The organism is uncultured Serinicoccus sp. (genome assembly GCF_947500995.1).
GTDB lineage: Bacteria > Actinomycetota > Actinomycetes > Actinomycetales > Dermatophilaceae > Ornithinicoccus.
On the sequence record NZ_CANMUA010000004.1, the window covers coordinates 21,798 to 41,568 of the forward strand.

Consider the following 19,771-nt stretch of genomic DNA (forward strand, 5'->3'; position numbering starts at 1 on the left):
AGGGCTCAGGCCAGCATCCGGGAGTGCCAGGCGCGGGCGGTGCGGAAGCCGAGGCGCGCATACACCGTCCGAGCCGCGGCGTTGTCGCTGAACATCCCGAGGGTGCACGCCCCGTGCCCGGCCAGCGCCCACCGGGTCAGCGCCGCGCTGACGACCGTGGCGAGCCCGCAGCCACGGTGCTGGGTCGCGGTGACGATGCCGGCCAGGTGCGGCACCCCGGTCGCCTCCCGCTCGGCCCCGCCGACCGCGACCAGGGCTCCGTCGAGACCCCGGACGCCGACCCAGTGGTGCACGCGGCCGGTCCCGATCTCCGTCCACACCCGCGGGTTGTGCTCCCGGGTGAAGCGCTCGAGCTCGGTGGCGTCCCGCCGGTCGTCCAGGGGTATGACGTCACGCTCGCGCGCGTCGACGGGGGGCTGCGAGGTGGTCCACATCCAGTCCCAGTCACCTCCGTCGCCCAGGTCCAGGACGTCGTGGGCGACCTCGGCGTGCTCCTGGGGGACGGACACCGCCCGGGCCCCGAGCCGTCGCAGGTGTCCGCCCTGCTGCAGCTGGGTCAGCGCCCTCCGCACCCGGTCTGCCTCCGTCGTGGCGTCCCGCCCCCGCAGCGGAGCCACCCAGAACCCCGGTCGGGGACCGAGCCGCTGCACGAGCGCGACCGCGTCGTGCAGCCATACCTCGCCCTGCAACGGGTCGGGGAGCGCCCACCGCACCCAAGGATCGTCGCCGGAGAGCGACAGCAGCTCGGCGTGCGAGGTGAGTCGGTCCACGGCGTTAGCCTGACATGCGTGTCCGACCTCTTCACCTCCGCCGTGGACCCCGCCGCCGGTGGGGCCGGCGACGTGGGCGACGCCAGCGGTGCGCTGCTGGCTCCGCTCGCGGTGCGCATGCGCCCGCGCTCGCTGGACGAGGTCGTCGGCCAGCGCGCGGCGCTGCGCCCCGGTTCGCCGCTGCGGCGGCTCATCGAGGGGTCGGGCGGTGCTGCCGGACCGCTGTCGGCGATCCTCTGGGGCCCGCCGGGCACCGGCAAGACGACGCTGGCGCACCTGGTCGCCCAGGCGGCCGGGCGCACCTTCGTGGAGCTCTCCGCCGTCACCGCCGGCGTCAAGGACGTCCGCGCGGTGATGGACCGCGCCGTGCAGGAGCGTTCCCTGCACGGGCGGCAGACGGTGCTCTTCCTCGACGAGATCCACCGCTTCACCAAGGCGCAGCAGGACGCCCTCCTCCCGGGCGTGGAGAACCGCACCGTCATCCTCGTGGCGGCGACGACCGAGAACCCGTCCTTCTCCATCATCGCCCCGCTCCTCTCCCGCTCGGTCCTCGTCACGCTGACCTCCCTCGACGACGAGGACGTGCGCGGGGTCCTCGCCCGCGCGCTCGTCGACGAGCGCGGGCTGGGCGGCGGGTTCACCCTGGGGGACGAGGCCACCGAGCACGTCGTCCGGATGGCCGGGGGAGACGCCCGCCGGGCGCTCACGACCCTGGAGGCGGCTGCGGGGGTGGCGGCCGACGACCGGCCGGCGGGTCGCGAGGACGACGTCGTCGAGATCACCCTCGCGCAGGTCGAGCAGGCGATGGCCCAGGCGGCCGTGCGCTACGACCGCGCGGGCGACCAGCACTACGACGTCGCCAGCGCCTTCATCAAGTCCATGCGTGGGTCCGACGTCGACGCGGCCCTGCACTACCTCGCGCGCCAGCTCGAGGCGGGGGAGGACCCGCGCTTCATCGCGCGCCGCATCGTCATCGCGGCCAGCGAGGACGTCGGCCTGGGCGACCCGACGGCGCTGCAGACCGCGGTGGCGGCGATGCACGCCGTGGCGCAGATCGGGATGCCCGAGGCCCGCATCATCCTGGCCCAGGCCGTGGTGCACAACGCGTTGGCGCCCAAGTCCAACGCCGCCTACGCGGCCGTCAACGCGGCCATCGCCGACGTGCGGGCCGGCAGGGGCGGCCCGGTCCCGCCGCACCTGAGGGGGACCGGGTATGCCGGTGCCACCCGCCTCGGTCACGGGGAGGGTTACCGCTACACCCACGACGAGCCCGCCGGGGTGGGCGAGCAGCAGTTCCTCCCGGAGGACCTCGCCGACGCCGACTACTACCAGCCCACGACGCGCGGCTGGGAGGAGCGCCTCGGCCCGCGCTGGCGCGAGCTGCGGCGGATCATCCGCGGCGGTTGAGACCGCATGGCCGGTGGGGCCGGAGTTCGGCCCGTGCCCGGGGGGTCGTCTAGAGTGGATGAGCCCATCGCACCGCCGGCGCCCCCTGTCGCCGGGCCTACGAGGAGATCATGGAAACCGCCGAGATCCGCCGCCGCTGGCTGTCCTTCTTCCAGGACAAGGGCCACGCCGTGGTGCCGAGCGCCTCCCTGGTCAGCCAGGACCCGACGCTGCTGTTCACCGTCGCCGGCATGGTGCCCTTCATCCCCTACCTCACCGGCCAGCAGACCCCTCCGTGGAAGCGGGCCACGAGCGTGCAGAAGTGCGTGCGCACCCTCGACATCGAGGAGGTGGGCAAGACCACCCGGCACGGCACGTTCTTCCAGATGAACGGCAACTTCTCCTTCGGCGACTACTTCAAGGAGGAGGCCATCGCCTACGCCTGGGAGTTCGTCACCGGTTCGCAGGACCGGGGCTGCCTGGGCTTCGACCCGGACAGCATCTGGGTGACCGTCCTCAAGGGGGACGAGGAGGCCACCGAGATCTGGGGTCGGGTCGCCGGCCTCCCTCCGGAGCGCATCCAGGAACGCGGCCTGGAGGACAACTACTGGCACACCGGCGTGCCCGGACCGGGCGGCCCCTGCAGCGAGATCTACGTCGACCGCGGCCCGGAGTTCGGCCCGGACGGCGGGCCCGTCGTCGACGAGGACCGCTTCCTGGAGATCTGGAACCTCGTCTTCATGCAGGAGGAGCTCACCGAGGTCCGGTCCAAGACCGACTTCGACGTGGCCGGGGAGCTGCCCAGCAAGAACATCGACACCGGCATGGGGCTGGAGCGGGTGGCCTACCTCCTCCAGGGCGTGGACAACCTCTACGAGATCGACGAGGTCTACCCCGTCATCGAGCGGGCCGAGGAGCTCAGCGGGCGCGCCTACGGCGCCGACGACGAGGCCGACGTCCGCTTCCGGGTCGTCGCCGACCACGTCCGGTCCGGCCTCATGCTGCTCGGCGACGGCGTGGTACCCGGCAACGAGGGGCGTGGCTACGTCCTGCGGCGTCTGCTGCGGCGCGCGGTGCGCTCGATGCGGCTCCTGGGGGTGGAGCAGCCCTCGCTCACCGAGCTGCTCACCGTGAGCAAGGACGTCATGAAGACCTCCTACCCCGAGCTGCAGGAGCAGTGGGAGCGGATCAGCGAGATCGCGGCGGCCGAGGAGGAGGCGTTCCGGCGCACGCTGGCCAGCGGGACCAGCATCCTCGACGACGCCGTCGCCCGGGCCCGGTCGGCCGGGGTGACCCGGCTCGGCGGCGCCGAGGCCTTCGCGCTGCACGACACCTACGGCTTCCCCATCGACCTGACCCTCGAGATGGCCTCCGAGCAGGGGCTGTCCGTCGACGAGGACGGCTTCCGCGCGCTCATGAGCGAGCAGCGCGAACGGGCCAAGGCCGACGCCAAGGCCAAGAAGACCGGGCGCGGCGGCGCCGGGGTGTACCGCGGGCTGGCGGACCGCCTGGGGACCCAGACGGCCTTCACCGGCTACGAGCAGATGAGCGGGCAGGACCGCGTCGTCGGCCTGCTGTCCGAGGGGCGCGAGGTGGACCGCTTCCGTCGGGACGGCGGAGCCGGCGAGGGCACTGGGGGCGAGCTCGAGCTCGTCCTCGCCAGCACCCCGTTCTACGCCGAGGCCGGCGGTCAGCTCGCCGACCACGGCAGCATCCGCCTCGGCAGCGGCGGCCTCTTCGAGGTGACCGACGTGCAGCGCCCGGTGCCCGGGCTCGTGGTCCACCGCGGCCGACTGGTCGAGGGCGAGGTGGCGGTCGGCGAGGACGCCCACAGCGAGGTCGACGTCGCCCGTCGCGCCTCGGTGTCCCGCGCCCACACCGCGACCCACATCGTGCACAAGGTCCTCCGGGAGACGTTGGGGGAGAGCGCCACGCAGGCCGGCTCCGAGAACGCACCCGGGCGGCTGCGCTTCGACTTCCGCGCGACCCGCGGTCTCGACGCCGCCGAGCTCGCCGCGGTCGAGACCCGCATCAACGAGCGCCTCATGGCCGACCTGCAGGTCAGCGCGGCGGAGATGACCTTCGAGCAGGCCCGGGAGATGGGGGCCATGGCCCTCTTCGGCGAGCGCTACCCGGACGTCGTCCGGGTCGTCTCGGTGGGTGGCCCGTGGAGCCTGGAGCTGTGCGGTGGCACCCACGTGCTCAACAGCGCCCAGCTCTCGCTCGTCAAGATCATGGGCGAGTCCTCGATCGGGTCGGGCGTGCGTCGGGTCGAGGCCCTGGTGGGGGCGGACGCCTACGCCCACCTGGCGCGCGAGAACGTCATCGTCAACCAGCTCACCGACACCCTCCGGGTCCGGCCGGACGAGCTGTCCGACCGGGTGGCCCAGCTCGTGGCCCGACTGCGGGACGCCGAGAAGGAGATCGCCCAGGCCAAGGCGACCCAGGTGCTGTCCGCGGCCTCCGGGCTCGTGGACCAGGCGCGCGACGTCGCCGGCACGACCTACCTCGGGCACGACCTGGGCGAGGGCGCGGGAGGGGACGACCTGCGCCGGCTCGTCACCGACCTGCGTGCCCGGCTGGGCAACGAGCGGCCGGTCGTCGTGGCGCTGACCGGGAACGCCGGTGGGCGCCCGTCCGTCGTCGTCGCCACCAACGAGGCCGCCCGGGAGCGCGGCACCCGGGCCGGTGCGCTGGTGCGGGTCGCGGCCCAGGCCCTCGGTGGGGGAGGCGGCGGCAAGGACGACCTGGCCCAGGGCGGCGGGCAGGACCCGGCAGCCACGGGCGCCGCTCTCTCCGCGGTCGAGGAGGCCCTGCGGGCATGAGCTCGGTGCCGGAGGACCGACCGGACGTCGCCCCCGGCGTGCTGCTCGGCGTCGACGTCGGTGAGGTCCGCGTCGGCCTCGCCGCCTCCGACGCCCTCGGCATGCTCGCCCACCCGGTCGCCACCCTGCGCCGGGACCACGAGGGGTCGGAAGACCTTCAGGAGATCGCCGACGAGGCGCGGCGTCGTGGCGCCGTCCTGGTGGTCGTCGGCATGCCGCGCTCGCTCGACGGGACCGAGCGGGTGGCGGCACAGCGTGCCCGCCGGTACGCTGAGCGGCTGCAACGGTGCCTGGAGGTGCCGGTACGGCTCTGGGACGAGCGGATGTCCACGGTCGACGCCCACCGGGCGCTGCACGGCAGCGGCGTCCCGGGGCGCGAGCAGCGTGGCGTCGTGGACCAGGTCGCTGCCGTGCTCATCCTCCAGGCCGCCCTGGACTCACGCCGAGCCGGCCGACCCGCCGGCGCCCCCCTGACGGCGCGCAAGCCCCGGGCACGACGGTCTCGCGACCCTGACGCGAAGGACGCCACATGAGCCAGCCGCCCGAGGACGACTGGGACGAGCACGACGCCCGAGGCGTCGGTGCCCGCTTCGACGACGACGTGCTCCGGTTGCGCGGTGACCGGCACCACGACGAGTCGTTGGCCGACCACGTGCTCGACCCGGGTGAGCCCGAGCACCTCGACCACCACGACGACCCTCACCACGGCGGCCCTCACCACGACGACCACCACCCGCGTCGCCGGCACCGGCGCAACCCCTGGCTCGTGATGCTCGCCCTGGGCCTGGCCGGGGTGGTGGTCCTCGTGGCCGCGGTCTACTCCTTCGGCTCCGTGCGCTCGCTGGTGCCCGACCTCGCGGGCGGCGACACCGTCTCCACCGCCGACTACGAGGGCGAGGGCAGCGGTGAGGTGATGGTGGAGATCCCGCGGGGCGCGGCCGGTGCCGACATCGCCCAGATCCTCGTCGAGGAGGACGTCGTCGGGTCGGTCTCGGCCTTCTCCGCGGCCCTGCAGGCCGACCCGGACTCGGCGGCGATCCAGCCCGGGACCTACCGCATGGCCAACCAGATGAGCTCGGAGGCCGCCCTGGGGCGTCTGCTGGACCCGGAGTTCCGGGAGTTCAGCGGGGTCACCGTGCGGGAGGGGCTCTGGGTCGACGAGACCTTCAGCGCGCTGGCCGAGGGCACCGGTCACGAGGTCGCCGACTACGAGGCGGTGGACCCCGCCGACCTGGAGCTCCCGGCCGCGGCCGAGGGCGAGCTCGAGGGCTTCCTCTACCCCAGCACCTACGACTTCGCCCCGGACAGCACCCCCGCCGAGCAGCTGCAGGCCATGGTGGACCAGGGCGTCCGGGTCTACGACGAGCTCGGCATCCCCGACGAGGACCTCCGCGAGGTGGTCATCAAGGCCAGCATCGTCCAGGGCGAGGGACAGTTCGCCGAGGACCTGCCCCGGATCGCGCGCGTCATGGAGAACCGCATCGAGGGCAACTCGGAGACCAACGGCTTCATGCAGATGGACTCCACCGTCCACTTCATCTACCAGGAGCGGGGTCGCGCCGGGACCACCGAGGAGCAGCGCTCCAACGACAGCCCCTACAACACCTACGTCCACCCCGGGCTGCCCCCGGGGCCCATCAACAGCCCCGGCGAGGACGCCCTGCGGGCCGCGGCGGAGCCCGAGCCGGGCGACTGGGTCTACTTCGTCACCGTCGACCCCTCCACGGGTGAGACGAAGTTCGCCGAGACCTACGAGGAGCACCTGGTCAACCAGGAGGAGTTCCTCCAGTGGTGCGAGGACAACCCGGACCAGTGCTGACCCGCGCGGGCGTCGTCGGCTCGCCCGTGGCCCACTCGCTGTCACCCGTCCTGCACCACGCGGCCTACGCGGCGCTCGGTCTCGACGACTGGTCCTACGAGCGGGCGGAGGTGCCCGCCGGGACGCTGCGCAGGTTCGTCGAGGACCTCGGCCCGGAATGGGTCGGCCTGTCGGTGACCATGCCGGGCAAGGAGGAGGCCCTGGCGCTGGCGTCGGAGGCGAGCACCGCAGCCGTCGCGGTCGGCGCCGCCAACACCCTCGTCCGCCGGCCCGGGGGATGGTATGCCGACAACACCGACGTCGACGGCCTGCGCGCCGCCCTGGTCGAGGCAGGCCTGCAGGGCGCGCGTCGAGCCGTCGTGCTCGGTGGGGGAGCCACCGCCCGCTCGGCGTTCGTGGCGCTGCAGGGGCTCGGCGTGCGCGCCGTGGAGGTGCTCGTCCGCGACCGGCTGCGGCCGCAGACCGCGCAGCTGCTGGAGTCCCTCGGGCTGGACACCCACGTGCGGCGCCTGGCCGACGGCATACCCCTCGAGGCGGCCGAGGTGGTCCTCAGCACGCTGCCCGGCGGCACGCCGGCACCACCCGTCCGCGACGGATACGGCGACGGCGACGCCGGCGGGCCCGGGCCGGTCGTCATGGACGTGGGGTACGCCCCCTGGCCGAGCCCCTTCGCCGACGCGGTGGCCGAGACCACGCAGGGTAGGGTCCGGGTCGTGAGGGGAACGCGGATGCTGTTGCACCAGGCGGCCCGGCAGGTGGAGCTGATGACCGGGCGGGAGGCCCCCACACCGGCGATGGACCTGGCCCTGCGGCGCGCGCTCGAGGGGCGGGCGCAGCGGTGAACGACCTCGTCCTGCCCGCGGTGGTCGCGGTCGTCGTGGCGCTCCTCGGCATCCCGGTCGCCCGGTGGCTGGAGCAGACGACCTACCGCAAGCCGGACGAGGTCGACGAGCCCTACCCGGGGCGCCGGTGGTGGGTGCCGGTGGCCCTGGCGCTCTCGGCGGCGGCCGTGATGCACCGCGTGTGGCAGGTCCCCGACGACGCGGTGCCCGGGTGGCCGGTCGCGGCCGTCCTCACCCCGACCCTGCTCCTCGTCACGCTGGCGTGCGTCTGCCTCGCGGCCATGGACCTGGACGTGCACCGGCTGCCGGACCGGATCATGTGGCCGACGATGGGCACCCTGCTGGTGGGCCTGCCGCTGGCGGCGCTGGTCGGCGGGGGTCTCGAGCCGCTCCTGCGGGCGCTCCTGGCCGGCCTGGCCGCCGGGGGCTTCTACCTGCTCGTCGCGCTGCTCTCGCTGGCCCGCGGCTCGCTCGCGCTCGGCCTCGGCGACGTGAAGCTGGCCGCCGTCCTGGGCACCGGGCTCGGGTGGTTCGGCTGGGCCGAGATGATGCTCGGGATCTACGCCGGGTTCATCGTCGGCGGCCTGTTCGCCGTCGGCCTGCTGCTCACCCGGCGGGTGAGCTGGAAGGGCGACTTCGCCTACGGCCCGGCGATGATGGTCGGGGCCCTGGTCGGGATGCTGCTGGGGGGCCCGGCGCTGGCGGGGCTGGCCTGAGCCGGGCCCCGTCCGGGGCGTGCCGGGTCCTCCCGGCCCGCGTGGGAAGATGACGGCCATGCTGCGTTGGTTGACCGCCGGTGAGTCGCACGGCCCTGCCCTGACCGCCGTCCTGGAGGGCCTGCCCGCCGGCGTGCGGGTCGTCCGCGGGGACGTCGAGGGGGCCCTGGCCCGCCGCCGCCTGGGCTACGGACGGGGGGCGCGCATGAGCTTCGAGGCCGACCGGCTGCACTTCCTCGGCGGGCTGCGGCACGGCGTCTCGCTCGGCTCGCCGCTCGCGCTGCAGATCGAGAACTCGGAGTGGCACAAGTGGCAGGCCGTCATGGGCCCCGAGCCCGTGGAGGACACGGACCTGCAGGGCGCCGACGACGTGGGGGCGCCGCAGGAGCTCGCCCGCAACCGCCCGCTCACCCGGCCCCGGCCGGGGCACGCCGACCTCGTCGGGATGACGAAGTACGGCTTCGAGGAGGCCCGGCCGGTCCTGGAGCGGGCCTCGGCCCGGGAGACGGCGTCCCGCGTGGCGCTCGGGGCCGTGGCGGCCGCCTTCCTCGACCAGGCCGTGGGCGTCCGCCTGGTCTCGCACACCGTCAGCATCGGTCGGGCCGGGGTGCCCGGCATCGACGACGACGCGCCCGAGCCCGGGTCGCTGCCCCGCCCGGAGGACGTGGAGCGCGTCGACGCCGACCCGGTGCGCACCCTCGACGCCCAGCGGTCCGCCGCGATGGTCGCCGAGGTGGACGCCGCGAAGAAGGCCGGTGACACGCTGGGTGGGGTCGTCGAGGTGCTGGCCTACGGACTGCCTCCCGGCCTCGGCTCGCACGTGCACTGGGACCGCCGGCTCGACGCCCGCCTGGCCGCGGCGCTCATGGGCATCCAGGCGATCAAGGGGATCGAGGTGGGGGAGGGCTTCCGCACCGCGGCCCGCCGCGGGAGCGAGGCCCACGACGAGATCGACCGGGACGACGCGGGCCTCATCCGTCGGGCCACCCTGCGCAGCGGGGGCACCGAGGGCGGCATGAGCACCGGCGAGGTGCTGCGGGTGCGCGCCGCGATGAAGCCGATCTCCACCGTCCCCCGTGCGCTGCGGACGGTGGACACCGCCACGGGGGAGGCCGGGACCGCCATCCACCAGCGCTCGGACGTGTGCGCGGTGCCCGCCGCGGGCGTGGTGGCCGAGGCCATGGTCGCGCTCGTCCTCGCCGACGCGGTGCTGGAGAAGTTCGGTGGCGACTCGGTGCCGGAGGTCGCCCGCAACCACGCGGCCTACCTGGCTGCCGTGGCCGAGCACCAGCGCACCCCGGCCACGGAGCGCGGCCGGTGAGCGGCCCGCGCGTGGTCCTCGTCGGTCCCCCCGGGTCCGGCAAGTCGACCGTCGGGGCGGTCCTGGCCGACCGGCTCGGGGTCCCGCTGCACGACACGGACGCCGCGGTCGAGGCCGCGCAGGGGCGCTCGATCAGCGACATCTTCGTGGAGGAGGGCGAGGCAGCCTTCCGTGCCCTGGAGCGCGAGGAGGTGCTCCGCGCCCTGCGCGAGGAGACGGGGGTGGTCGCGCTCGGCGGCGGCGCCGTCATGCAGGAGCCGGTGGCGCAGGCGCTCGCCGACGGGCACCGGGTCGTCTTCCTGGACGTCACCATCGCCGCCGCCGCCACCCGGGTCGGCTTCGACGCCTCGCGACCGCTGCTGCTGGTCAACCCCCGTGCCTCGTGGACACGGCTCATGAACGCCCGGCGGCCGACCTACGAGGCCGTGAGCGGGACGCGCGTGGACACCGCCGGCCGCACGCCCGAGCAGGTCGCCGACGAGGTGGTCTCGTGGCTGACGGCATGAGCCGCACCATCCAGGTCGGGGGAGCGGCGCCGTATGCCGTGCACCTGGGGCCGGACGCGCTGGCGCGGCTCGGTCGGCACGCGAGGCCGGGTCGGCGGGTGCTCGTCGTGCACCAGACCGGGCGCGAGGGCCTCGCCCGGGACGCCGCGGACGTCCTGGCCCGCGCAGGGGCCGCCCCCGTGCTCGCACCCGTCCCGGACGCCGAGTCCGCGAAGACGGTGCCCGTCCTGGCCGGGCTGTGGACCCTCCTGGGGCAGCAGGGCTTCACCCGCTCCGACCTCGTGGTCGGCATCGGCGGTGGTGCCACGACCGACCTCGCCGGGTTCGCCGCGGCGAGCTGGCTGCGCGGGGTCGAGGCCGTCCAGCTGCCCACCTCCCTCCTGGGCGTGGTGGACGCCGCGGTCGGCGGCAAGACCGGCATCAACACCGCTGAGGGCAAGAACCTCGTCGGGGCGTTCCACCCCCCGGTCGAGGTCCTCTGCGACCCCGGCTGGACGGCCACGCAGCCGCGCGCGGACTACGTGTCCGGCCTGGCGGAGGTCATCAAGTGCGGGTTCGTGGCCGACCCGACCATCCTCGAGCTCGTCGAGCACGACCCCGCGGCCGCGACCGACCCCCGACGCGACCCCGAGCTCGCCCTCGACCTCGTCGCCCGTGCCGTGCAGGTCAAGGCCGACGTCGTCGCGGCCGACCTCACCGAGTCCTCGCTGCGGGAGATCCTCAACTACGGGCACACCTTCGCGCACGCGGTCGAGCAGGTCGAGGGCTACACCTGGCGCCACGGTGACGCGGTGGCGGTGGGCCTGGTCTACGTCGCCGAGCTCGCCCACCGGGCCGGCCTGCTGGACGGCGCCCTGCGGGACCGGCACCGGCAGGTGCTGGACGCGGTGGGGCTCCCCACGGCATACCGGCCGGGACGCTGGGAGGAGCTGCGCACCGCGATGGGCCGCGACAAGAAGACCCGGGGGTCGACGCTGCGCTTCGTCGTGCTGGAGGGCCTGGCCCGCCCGGCCCGGCTGGAGGGCCCCTCGGAGGAGGACCTGCGGGCGGCCTACGCCGCCGTGGCAGCCGGGTAGACTCGTCCGTCGATCCCCTGAACCCGCCGACCGGCACACCGAAGGAAGACACACGACGTGGCAAGCACGAACGACCTGAAGAACGGCATGGTCCTCGACATGGACAACGGGCTGTGGCAGGTGCTGGAGTTCCAGCACGTCAAGCCCGGCAAGGGACCGGCCTTCGTCCGCACCAAGCTCAAGAACGTCCTGACCAACAAGATCGTGGACAAGACCTTCAACGCCGGCACCAAGGTGGAGACGGCCACGGTCGACCGCTCGGACTACCAGTACCTCTACAACGACGGTACCGACTACATCTTCATGGACGAGAAGACCTACGAGCAGGTGCCGGTCACCGCCGAGGCCATGGGGGAGACCGCGAAGTACCTCCTGGAGAACAACCGGGCGATGATCGCCCAGCACGAGGGCCGGGTCCTCTACGTCGAGCTGCCCCCCTCGGTCGTGCTGGAGATCACCCACACCGACCCGGGCCTGCAGGGTGACCGCTCCACCGGCGGCACCAAGCCGGCCACCCTCGAGACCGGCGCGGAGATCCAGGTGCCGCTGTTCCTCGAGACCGGCACCAAGGTCAAGGTGGACACCCGCGACGGGTCCTACCTCGGCCGCGTGAACTGACCCGTGGCCGCACGCACCCGGGCCCGCAAGCGGGCCCTGGAGCTGCTCTTCGAGGCCGAGCAGCGGGGGATCAACGTCGGTGAGCTGCTGGAGTCGCGCATCGAGACCCCGACGACGCAGCACGCGCTGCCGGACTACGCCGTCGAGATCGTCCGCGGGGTCATCTCGCACTGGGGGCAGATCGAGGAGATCCTCGCGACCTGGTCGCAGGGGTGGAGCCTGGAGCGTATGGCGGCCGTCGACCGGGCGGCGCTGCGCGTGGGGTGCTGGGAGATCCTCTGGAACGACGAGGTGCCGGACATGGTCGCCGTCGCCGAGGCGGTCGAGCTGGTCGGCCGCATGAGCACCGACGAGTCCCCGGGCTTCGTCAACGGGCTGCTGGCCCGCATCGCCGAGGTCAAGCACACCCTCGTCTGAGCCCGCCCCTCCGAGCGGGTAGGATCGGCGCAGCACCGTCACGTCCTTTAACCACCGTCCAGTGAGGCGGGGAAGGAGAGTGGGCCCATGAGCCCTGCCCGTGAGCGAGAGGTCGCCCCCCCGAGGGGCGCTGCTCGACCCCCCGGAGGACGTGAGGTCCTCACCGGTGACGACATCCAGCGGGCGCTCAAGCGCATCGCGCACGAGATCCTCGAGGGCAACAAGGGGCCCGACGACCTCGTGCTGCTGGGGATCCCGACCCGTGGCGTGCCGCTCGCGCACCGGCTCGCCGTCGCCGTCGCCGGTGTCGAGGGCGCCGACGTGCCGACCGGCTCGCTGGACATCACGATGTACCGCGACGACCTTCGCAGCCAGCCGACCCGGGCCCCCGAGCCCATGAAGGTGCCCGCCGGCGGCGTCGACGGCAAGGTCGTCGTCCTCGTCGACGACGTGCTCTACTCCGGGCGCACCGTGCGGGCCGCACTCGACAGCCTCGCCGACCTGGGGCGGCCGGCCAGCGTCCGGCTGGCGGTGCTCGTCGACCGGGGCCACCGCGAGCTGCCGATCCGCGCCGACTACGTCGGCAAGAACCTCCCCACCTCCCGCAGCGAGCGGGTCATGGTGCGGCTGCACGAGGCGGACGGCGCCGAGGGGGTGTGGATCGCGTGAAGCACCTGCTCTCGATCGCCGACCTCAGCGCCGAGGAGATCACCCAGGTCCTCGACACCGCCGTGTCCATGCACGAGGTGCAGGACCGCCAGGTCAAGAAGCTGCCCACCCTGCGCGGCCGGACCATCATCAACTTCTTCTTCGAGGACTCCACCCGCACGCGCGCGTCCTTCGAGATCGCCGGCAAGTGGATGAGCGCCGACACCATCAACCTCACCGGCAAGGGCACCTCGGTCTCCAAGGGCGAGTCGCTGCGCGACACGGTCCTGACGATCGACGCCATGGGCGTGGACATGATGATCATCCGGCACCCGGCCAGCGGCGCCCCGGCGCAGATCGCGGACTGGACCGACTGCTCCATCGTCAACGCCGGGGACGGCACCCACGAGCACCCCAGCCAGGCGCTCCTCGACGCCTACACCCTGCGCCGCGCACTCGGCGACCTGCGCGGACGCCACGTGGCCATCGTCGGCGACCTCACCCACTCGCGGGTGCTGCGCTCGAACCTGCTGTGCCTGCGGGCGCTGGGGGCGCAGGTGACCCTGGTGGCGCCCCCGACGCTCATGCCGAGCGGGGTGGCGGCGTGGGCCGCCGCCGACGGCTTCGAGACGTCCTACGACCTCGACGCCGTCCTGCCGACCGTCGACGCCGTGATGATGCTGCGGGTGCAGCGCGAGCGGATGAGCGGGGGCTACTTCCCGACCGCCCGGGAGTATGCCGTGACCTACGGCCTCACCGCCCGTCGCCTCGGGCTGCTGCAGGACCACGCCGTCATCGCCCACCCCGGGCCGATGAACCGGGGCCTGGAGATCTCCGCGGACGCCGCGGACGCGGCCCGGTCGCTGGTGCTGGACCAGGTGAGCGCCGGTGTCGCGGTCCGGATGTCCATCCTCTACCACCTCCTCGCCGGGGAAGGAGACGCACAGTGAGCCGCACGCCCGCCCTGCTCGTCCGGGGTGCCGACCTCGCGGGGGGTGGCGCCGGAGACGTGCTCGTCGTGGACGGCACCATCCGCGCGGTCGGGACCGACGCCGCCGCCGACGCGCCCGAGGGGGTGCAGCGCCTGGACGCCGACGGGCTCGTGCTGCTCCCGGGCCTCGTCGACCTGCACACCCACCTGCGCGAGCCCGGGCGGGAGGACGCCGAGACCATCGAGACCGGTTCGCAGGCAGCCGCGGTCGGCGGTTTCACCGCCGTCCTGGCCATGGCCAACACCACCCCGGTCACGGACTCCGCCGAGGTCGCCGAGACCGTGCTCGACCTGGGGCGCCGAGCGGGCTACGTCGACGTCCACCCGGTGGGCGCGGTCACCAAGGGGCTGGCCGGGCAGGAGCTGGCCGAGCTCGGGCTGATGGCCCGCTCGCGGGCCCGGGTCCGGGTCTTCTCCGACGACGGCCGGTGCGTCGACGACGCCCGCCTCATGCGCCGGGCGCTGGAGTACGTCAAGGGCTTCGGCGGCGTCGTCTCGCAGCACGCGCAGGACCCGCGCCTGGCCGACGGCACGGCGTGCTGCCACGAGGGAGAGCTCTCCGGGCGGCTCGGGCTGCCCGGGTGGCCGGCCGTCGCCGAGGAGACGGTCGTGGCGCGGGACGTCATGCTGGCCCGGCACACCGGGTCGCGCGTCCACGTCGCCCACGTGTCGACGGCCGGGAGCGTCGAGGTCCTCCGGTGGGCCAAGGCGCAGGGGATCGCGGTGACCGCCGAGGTCACCCCGCACCACCTCATGCTCACCGAGGACGAGCTCGCCGGCTACGACCCGACCTTCAAGGTCAACCCACCGCTGCGGCCGGCCGAGGACACCCGGGCCCTGCGCGAGGCGCTCGCCGACGGCACCATCGACGCGGTCGCCACCGACCACGCCCCGCACGTGCGTCAGGACAAGGAGCACGCCTTCGCCGACGCGGCCTTCGGCATGCTCGGGCTGGAGACCGCCCTCCCCGTCGTCTCGACGGTCATGGTGGCCGAGGGCCGCATGACGTGGGCCGACGTGGCCCGCACCATGTCGGCGACCCCCGCGCGGATCGCCGGGCTGACCGACCAGGGCCGCGGGCTCACCCCGGGTGCCCCGGCCAACCTCACCCTGGTCGACCCCACCCGCAGCCACACCGTGGACCGGGCGCTGTCGCGCTCCCTGTCCCGCAACAACCCCTGGCACGGCCGCCGGCTCACCGGCGCCGTGCACCTGACGATGCTCCGAGGCCAGGTCACCGCCCGCGAGGGCCTGGTGTGGGGAGCCACCTCATGACCGACGTGACGAAAGAGGCAGCGGTGACCCCAGCCCAGCCCGAGCCGGCCCTCCTCGTGCTCGAGGACGGCCGCACCTTCCGTGGAGAGGCCTACGGTGCGCGCGGGCGGACCGTCGGCGAGGCGGTCTTCTGCACCGGGATGACCGGCTACCAGGAGACGCTCACCGACCCGTCCTACCACCGCCAGGTGGTGGTCATGACGGCGCCGCACATCGGCAACACCGGCGTGAACACGACGGACATGGAGAGCAGGCGCATCTGGGTCGCCGGCTTCGTGGTGCGCGACCCCGCGATCCGGCCCTCGAGCTGGCGCTCGCAGGGCGACCTGGGCCAGGCGCTGGAGCAGGCCGGCGTCGTCGGCATCAGCGGCATCGACACCCGGGCGCTGACCCGGCACCTGCGGGACCGGGGCGCCATGCGGGTCGGGGTCTTCTCCGGCGAGGCCGCCGCTGCGGGCCCGGAGGAGCTGCTGCGCCAGGTCACCGAGGCACCCCTCATGGCCGGGTCCGCGCTGGCCGCGGAGGTCTCGACCCCCGAGCCCTACGTCGTGTCCCCGCCGGAGGGGGTGCCGACCCGCTTCCGCGTCGCGGCCCTCGACCTCGGCATCAAGGGCATGACCCCGGCGCAGCTGGCGCGGCGGGGGATCGAGGTCCACGTCCTGCCCAGCCGGACCACCGCGGAGGAGCTCCTCGAGCTGGACCCCGACGGCGTCTTCTTCTCCAACGGGCCGGGTGACCCGGCGACCGCGGAGCACGAGGTCGCCCTGCTGCAGGAGGTCCTCGACCGGCGCATCCCGTTCTTCGGGATCTGCTTCGGCAACCAGCTGCTCGGTCGGGCCCTCGGGCTGGGCACCTACAAGCTGGCCTTCGGCCACCGCGGGATCAACCAGCCCGTGCTCGACCGCACCACCGGCAAGGTGGAGGTGACCAGCCACAACCACGGCTTCGCGATCGCCTGGCCGGACGGCATACCGACCGACCAGCCGGCGGACACGCCCTACGGCCCGGTCCGCTGCGACCACGTCGCCCTCAACGACGACGTCGTGGAGGGGCTCTCCTGCGTGGACGTGCCGGCCTTCAGCGTGCAGTACCACCCCGAGGCCGCGGCCGGGCCGCACGACGCGGAGTACCTCTTCGACCGTTTCGTGGACCTGCTCGAGCGGCGCACGTCCACCACCTCCACCACCTCCCCGACCTCCCAGGAGTCCTGAGCGTGCCCAAGCGTGACGACATCAGCAGCGTGCTGGTGATCGGGTCCGGCCCGATCGTCATCGGCCAGGCGGCCGAGTTCGACTACTCCGGCACCCAGGCCTGCCGGGTGCTGCGCGAGGAGGGGGTGCGGGTCATCCTCGTCAACTCCAACCCGGCGACCATCATGACCGACCCGGGCGTGGCCGACGCGACCTACGTCGAGCCCATCACGCCGGAGATCGTGGAGTCCATCATCGAGCGGGAGCGCCCGGACGCCGTGCTGGCCACCCTCGGCGGGCAGACGGCGCTCAACACCGCCATCGCCCTGCACGAGTCCGGTGCGCTGGAGCGCCTCGGCGCCCCGCTCATCGGGGCCAACGTCGAGGCGATCCAGCTGGGGGAGGACCGCCAGGCGTTCAAGGGGGTCGTCGAGCGCTGCGGCGCGGAGTCGGCCCGGTCGGCGATCTGCCACACGATGGACGAGGTGGTCGCCGCCGCGGAGGACCTCGGCTACCCCGTCGTGGTGCGACCCTCCTTCACCATGGGCGGACTCGGCTCGGGCTTCGCCTTCGACGAGGCGAGCCTGCGGCGCATCGCCGGCGCGGGCCTGCAGGACAGCCCCACCACCGAGGTGCTGCTCGAGGAGTCCATCCTGGGGTGGAAGGAGTACGAGCTCGAGGTCATGCGCGACCGCGCCGACAACGTCGTCGTCGTGTGCTCCATCGAGAACCTCGACCCCATGGGTGTGCACACCGGCGACTCGATCACGGTGGCCCCGGCGATGACCCTGACCGACCGGGAGTACCAGCGGCTGCGCGACATCGGCATCGCGGTGATCCGGGAGGTCGGGGTGGACACCGGCGGGTGCAACATCCAGTTCGCCGTCAACCCGCAGGACGGGCGCATCATCGTCATCGAGATGAACCCGCGCGTGTCCCGCTCCTCGGCGCTCGCGTCCAAGGCGACCGGCTTCCCCATCGCCAAGATCGCGGCGAAGATGGCGCTGGGCTACACCCTGGACGAGGTCCCCAACGACATCACCCGCAAGACCCCGGCGAGCTTCGAGCCCAGCCTCGACTACGTGGTCGTCAAGGTGCCGCGGTTCGCGTTCGAGAAGTTCCCGCTGGCCGACCCCACGCTCACGACGACGATGAAGTCGGTCGGCGAGGCGATGGCCCTGGGGCGCAGCTTCACCGAGGCGCTGCAGAAGGCGCTGCGCTCGACCGAGGCCCGGCACACCAGCTTCCACTGGCGCGAGGACGAGACGCCCACCCGGGAGATGGCGCTGGCGCTGCTGCGGCAGGCGGCCACCCCGACGGACGGCCGGCTGGTGCTGGTGCAGCAGGCGCTGCGGGGCGGGGCGACCGTGGAGGAGGCGCACGGGGCCACCGGCATCGACCCCTGGTTCCTCGACCAGATCTCGGCCATCAACGACGTCGCCGAGCGCGTGCGGGCCCAGGCGCGGTCGGTGTCCGCGGCTCAGCTGACCCCGGAGCTGCTGCGGCTGGCCAAGCGGCACGGGTTCTCCGACGCCCAGATCGCCCAGCTCGCCGGGCTGCGGGAGGACGTCGTGCGCGGGGTGCGCCAGGCGCTGGGGGTGCGGCCGGTCTACAAGACCGTGGACACCTGCGCCGGGGAGTTCGAGGCGACCACGCCCTACCACTACTCCTCCTACGACGAGGAGACCGAGGTCGCGCCACGGGAGCGGCCGGCCGTCATCATCCTCGGCTCGGGACCGAACCGCATCGGGCAGGGCATCGAGTTCGACTACTCCTGCGTGCACGCCTCGCTCACCCTGCAGGAGCACGGCTTCGACACCGTCATGGTCAACTGCAACCCCGAGACGGTGTCGACGGACTACGACACCTCCAGCCGGCTGTACTTCGAGCCGCTCACCCTCGAGGACGTCCTCGAGGTCGTCCACGCGGAGCGGCAGGCGGGCCCCGTGGCCGGCGTCGTGGTCCAGCTGGGCGGACAGACCCCCCTGGGTCTGGCCGCCGCGCTCAAGGCCGAGGGGGTGCCCGTCGTCGGCACCTCGCCGGAGGCCATCCACCTCGCCGAGGACCGCGGTGCCTTCGGCCGGGTGCTCGCGCAGACCGGGCTGAGCGCGCCGCGCCACGGCACGGCATACTCCGTCGACGACGCGCTGGAGGTCGCCCGGGAGATCGGGTTCCCGGTGCTCGTGCGCCCCTCCTACGTCCTCGGCGGCCGGGGTATGCAGATCGTCTACGACGAGGAGTCGCTCGCCGGCTACGTCGCCCGGGCCACGGCGGTCACCGGCGAGGAGGTGGCCCACCCCGTCCTCATCGACCGCTTCCTCGACACCGCCGTCGAGATCGACGTGGACGCGCTCTACGACGGGACCGACCTCTACGTCGGCGGGATCATGGAGCACATCGAGGAGGCCGGCATCCACTCCGGCGACTCCGCGTGCGTCCTGCCGCCGTTCACGCTCGGCCGCTCCGAGCTGGAGGCCGTCCGGGTCGCCACCCGGGCGCTGGCCGAGGCGATCGGCGTGCGCGGTCTCATCAACGTGCAGTTCGCGCTCAGCCAGGACGTCCTCTACGTGCTGGAGGCCAACCCCCGGGCCAGCCGCACGGTGCCCTTCGTCGCCAAGGCCACGGGGGTGCCGCTCGCCCAGGCCGCGGCCCGGGTCATGCTGGGGACGACCATCGAGGAGCTGCGGACCGAGGGGGTGCTGCCGACCGGCGTCGACGGCGGGTCGCTGCCGGGGCACGCGCCGTTCTCGGTCAAGGAGGCGATCCTTCCCTTCCGCCGCTTCCGCACCCAGACGGGGGAGGCCATCGACTCCATCCTCGGCCCGGAGATGCGCTCCACCGGCGAGGTGATGGGCATCGACGCGTCCTTCGGCTCGGCCTTCGCCAAGAGCCAGCTGCGGGCCGGCTCGAGCCTGCCGACCGGCGGGACGGTCTTCGTCTCGGTGGCCAACCGGGACAAGCGCTCGATGATCTTCCCGGTCAAGCGGCTGGTCGACCTCGGCTTCTCGGTGCTGGCCACGGAGGGGACGGCCGACGTCCTGCGGCGCAACGGCATACCGGCGGAGGTCGTGCACAAGCACAGCGAGGCGCGCGAGGACGGCTCGGTGCGCACGGTCGTGGACCGGATCAGCGCCGGCGAGGTGGACATGGTCATCAACACGCCGTCGGGCCGGGACGCGCGAGCGGACGGGTATGCCATCCGCGCCGCCACCACCTCGCTGGACAAGCCGATCATCACGACCGTCCAGCAGCTCGCGGTCGCCGTGCTCGGCATCGAGGCCATGCGGGCCGGGCCGCTGTCGGTGGCGCCCCTGCAGGAGCACGCGGCGCGGCTGAACCTCTTCGGTCTCCCGGCGGAGCGGTGAGCGGGC

General features: G+C 73.6%; 17 protein-coding genes. 16 read left to right on the forward strand and 1 reads right to left on the reverse strand.

What is annotated here, in order from left to right; genetic code table 11:
• Nucleotides 1-5 precede the first annotated feature (5 nt).
• On the reverse strand, nucleotides 6-770 hold the full coding sequence (locus tag Q0967_RS07165; protein WP_298749659.1) for a GNAT family N-acetyltransferase: 765 nt from the start codon (nucleotides 768-770) through the stop codon (nucleotides 6-8).
• 42 nt (nucleotides 771-812) lie between these two features.
• On the opposite strand from Q0967_RS07165, the gene Q0967_RS07170 reads away from it, so the two are divergent.
• The 16 genes from Q0967_RS07170 (at nucleotide 813) to carB (ending at nucleotide 19,765) form a co-directional block, all read left to right on the forward strand.
• Nucleotides 813-2,177, forward strand: coding sequence for a replication-associated recombination protein A (locus tag Q0967_RS07170; RefSeq protein ID WP_298749715.1), 1,365 nt, complete (start codon nucleotides 813-815; stop codon nucleotides 2,175-2,177).
• A 110-nt stretch (nucleotides 2,178-2,287) separates the two neighbouring features.
• Complete coding sequence (gene alaS, locus Q0967_RS07175; protein WP_298749657.1) at nucleotides 2,288-4,981, forward strand: alanine--tRNA ligase; 2,694 nt, start codon at nucleotides 2,288-2,290, stop codon at nucleotides 4,979-4,981.
• Nucleotides 4,978-5,514: a Holliday junction resolvase RuvX gene (gene ruvX / locus Q0967_RS07180; RefSeq protein WP_298749655.1), complete on the forward strand. Its 537-nt coding sequence runs from the start codon at nucleotides 4,978-4,980 to the stop codon at nucleotides 5,512-5,514. The genes alaS and ruvX overlap by 4 nt, the downstream gene beginning before the upstream one ends.
• Nucleotides 5,511-6,800 (forward strand): endolytic transglycosylase MltG, encoded by a 1,290-nt coding sequence (mltG, locus tag Q0967_RS07185; protein WP_298749653.1) that lies wholly within the window; start codon nucleotides 5,511-5,513, stop codon nucleotides 6,798-6,800. The genes ruvX and mltG overlap by 4 nt, the downstream gene beginning before the upstream one ends.
• Nucleotides 6,794-7,642, forward strand: coding sequence for a shikimate dehydrogenase (locus tag Q0967_RS07190; RefSeq protein WP_298749651.1), 849 nt, complete (start codon nucleotides 6,794-6,796; stop codon nucleotides 7,640-7,642). The genes mltG and Q0967_RS07190 overlap by 7 nt, the downstream gene beginning before the upstream one ends.
• Nucleotides 7,639-8,358 carry an A24 family peptidase gene (locus Q0967_RS07195; protein WP_298749649.1) on the forward strand — a complete coding sequence of 240 codons (720 nt, stop codon included), beginning with the start codon at nucleotides 7,639-7,641 and terminating at the stop codon, nucleotides 8,356-8,358. The genes Q0967_RS07190 and Q0967_RS07195 overlap by 4 nt, the downstream gene beginning before the upstream one ends.
• A gap of 58 nt (nucleotides 8,359-8,416) precedes the next feature.
• Nucleotides 8,417-9,679 (forward strand): chorismate synthase, encoded by a 1,263-nt coding sequence (gene aroC / locus Q0967_RS07200; RefSeq protein ID WP_298749647.1) that lies wholly within the window; start codon nucleotides 8,417-8,419, stop codon nucleotides 9,677-9,679.
• The gene (locus Q0967_RS07205) at nucleotides 9,676-10,185 is read left to right on the forward strand and encodes a shikimate kinase (RefSeq protein WP_298749645.1); all 510 of its coding nucleotides are present in this window, start codon (nucleotides 9,676-9,678) and stop codon (nucleotides 10,183-10,185) included. The genes aroC and Q0967_RS07205 overlap by 4 nt, the downstream gene beginning before the upstream one ends.
• Nucleotides 10,182-11,261 (forward strand): 3-dehydroquinate synthase, encoded by a 1,080-nt coding sequence (aroB, locus tag Q0967_RS07210; RefSeq protein WP_298749643.1) that lies wholly within the window; start codon nucleotides 10,182-10,184, stop codon nucleotides 11,259-11,261. The genes Q0967_RS07205 and aroB overlap by 4 nt, the downstream gene beginning before the upstream one ends.
• Before the next feature lie 57 nt (nucleotides 11,262-11,318).
• Nucleotides 11,319-11,879, forward strand: a complete 561-nt coding sequence (efp, locus tag Q0967_RS07215; RefSeq protein ID WP_298749641.1) for an elongation factor P — start codon at nucleotides 11,319-11,321, stop codon at nucleotides 11,877-11,879.
• A gap of 3 nt (nucleotides 11,880-11,882) precedes the next feature.
• Nucleotides 11,883-12,296, forward strand: a complete 414-nt coding sequence (gene nusB, locus Q0967_RS07220) for a transcription antitermination factor NusB (protein ID WP_298749639.1) — start codon at nucleotides 11,883-11,885, stop codon at nucleotides 12,294-12,296.
• 87 nt (nucleotides 12,297-12,383) lie between these two features.
• Nucleotides 12,384-12,965: a bifunctional pyr operon transcriptional regulator/uracil phosphoribosyltransferase PyrR gene (gene pyrR / locus Q0967_RS07225; protein WP_298749637.1), complete on the forward strand. Its 582-nt coding sequence runs from the start codon at nucleotides 12,384-12,386 to the stop codon at nucleotides 12,963-12,965.
• Nucleotides 12,962-13,894 carry an aspartate carbamoyltransferase catalytic subunit gene (locus Q0967_RS07230; protein ID WP_298749635.1) on the forward strand — a complete coding sequence of 311 codons (933 nt, stop codon included), beginning with the start codon at nucleotides 12,962-12,964 and terminating at the stop codon, nucleotides 13,892-13,894. Before pyrR ends, Q0967_RS07230 begins: the two co-directional genes overlap by 4 nt.
• Nucleotides 13,891-15,210 carry a dihydroorotase gene (locus Q0967_RS07235; RefSeq protein ID WP_298749633.1) on the forward strand — a complete coding sequence of 440 codons (1,320 nt, stop codon included), beginning with the start codon at nucleotides 13,891-13,893 and terminating at the stop codon, nucleotides 15,208-15,210. The genes Q0967_RS07230 and Q0967_RS07235 overlap by 4 nt, the downstream gene beginning before the upstream one ends.
• Entirely contained in the window at nucleotides 15,207-16,421 is a 1,215-nt protein-coding gene (gene carA, locus Q0967_RS07240; RefSeq protein ID WP_298749631.1) for a glutamine-hydrolyzing carbamoyl-phosphate synthase small subunit, read from the forward strand. Before Q0967_RS07235 ends, carA begins: the two co-directional genes overlap by 4 nt.
• 2 nt (nucleotides 16,422-16,423) lie before the next feature.
• A complete protein-coding gene (gene carB, locus Q0967_RS07245) occupies nucleotides 16,424-19,765 on the forward strand; it encodes a carbamoyl-phosphate synthase large subunit (RefSeq protein WP_298749630.1) in 3,342 nt (1,113 codons plus the stop codon).
• Nucleotides 19,766-19,771: the final 6 nt, after the last annotated feature.

Excerpts from the sequence above, each read along its gene's own strand:
- alaS (WP_298749657.1), top strand. The coding sequence starts at position 2,288 with ATGGAAACCGCCGAGATCCGCCGCCGCTGGCTGTCCTTCTTCCAGGAC.
- ruvX (WP_298749655.1), top strand. The coding sequence starts at position 4,978 with ATGAGCTCGGTGCCGGAGGACCGACCGGACGTCGCCCCCGGCGTGCTG.
- mltG (WP_298749653.1), top strand. The coding sequence starts at position 5,511 with ATGAGCCAGCCGCCCGAGGACGACTGGGACGAGCACGACGCCCGAGGC.
- aroC (WP_298749647.1), top strand. The coding sequence starts at position 8,417 with ATGCTGCGTTGGTTGACCGCCGGTGAGTCGCACGGCCCTGCCCTGACC.
- aroB (WP_298749643.1), top strand. The coding sequence starts at position 10,182 with ATGAGCCGCACCATCCAGGTCGGGGGAGCGGCGCCGTATGCCGTGCAC.
- pyrR (WP_298749637.1), top strand. The coding sequence starts at position 12,384 with ATGAGCCCTGCCCGTGAGCGAGAGGTCGCCCCCCCGAGGGGCGCTGCT.
- carA (WP_298749631.1), top strand. The coding sequence starts at position 15,207 with ATGACCGACGTGACGAAAGAGGCAGCGGTGACCCCAGCCCAGCCCGAG.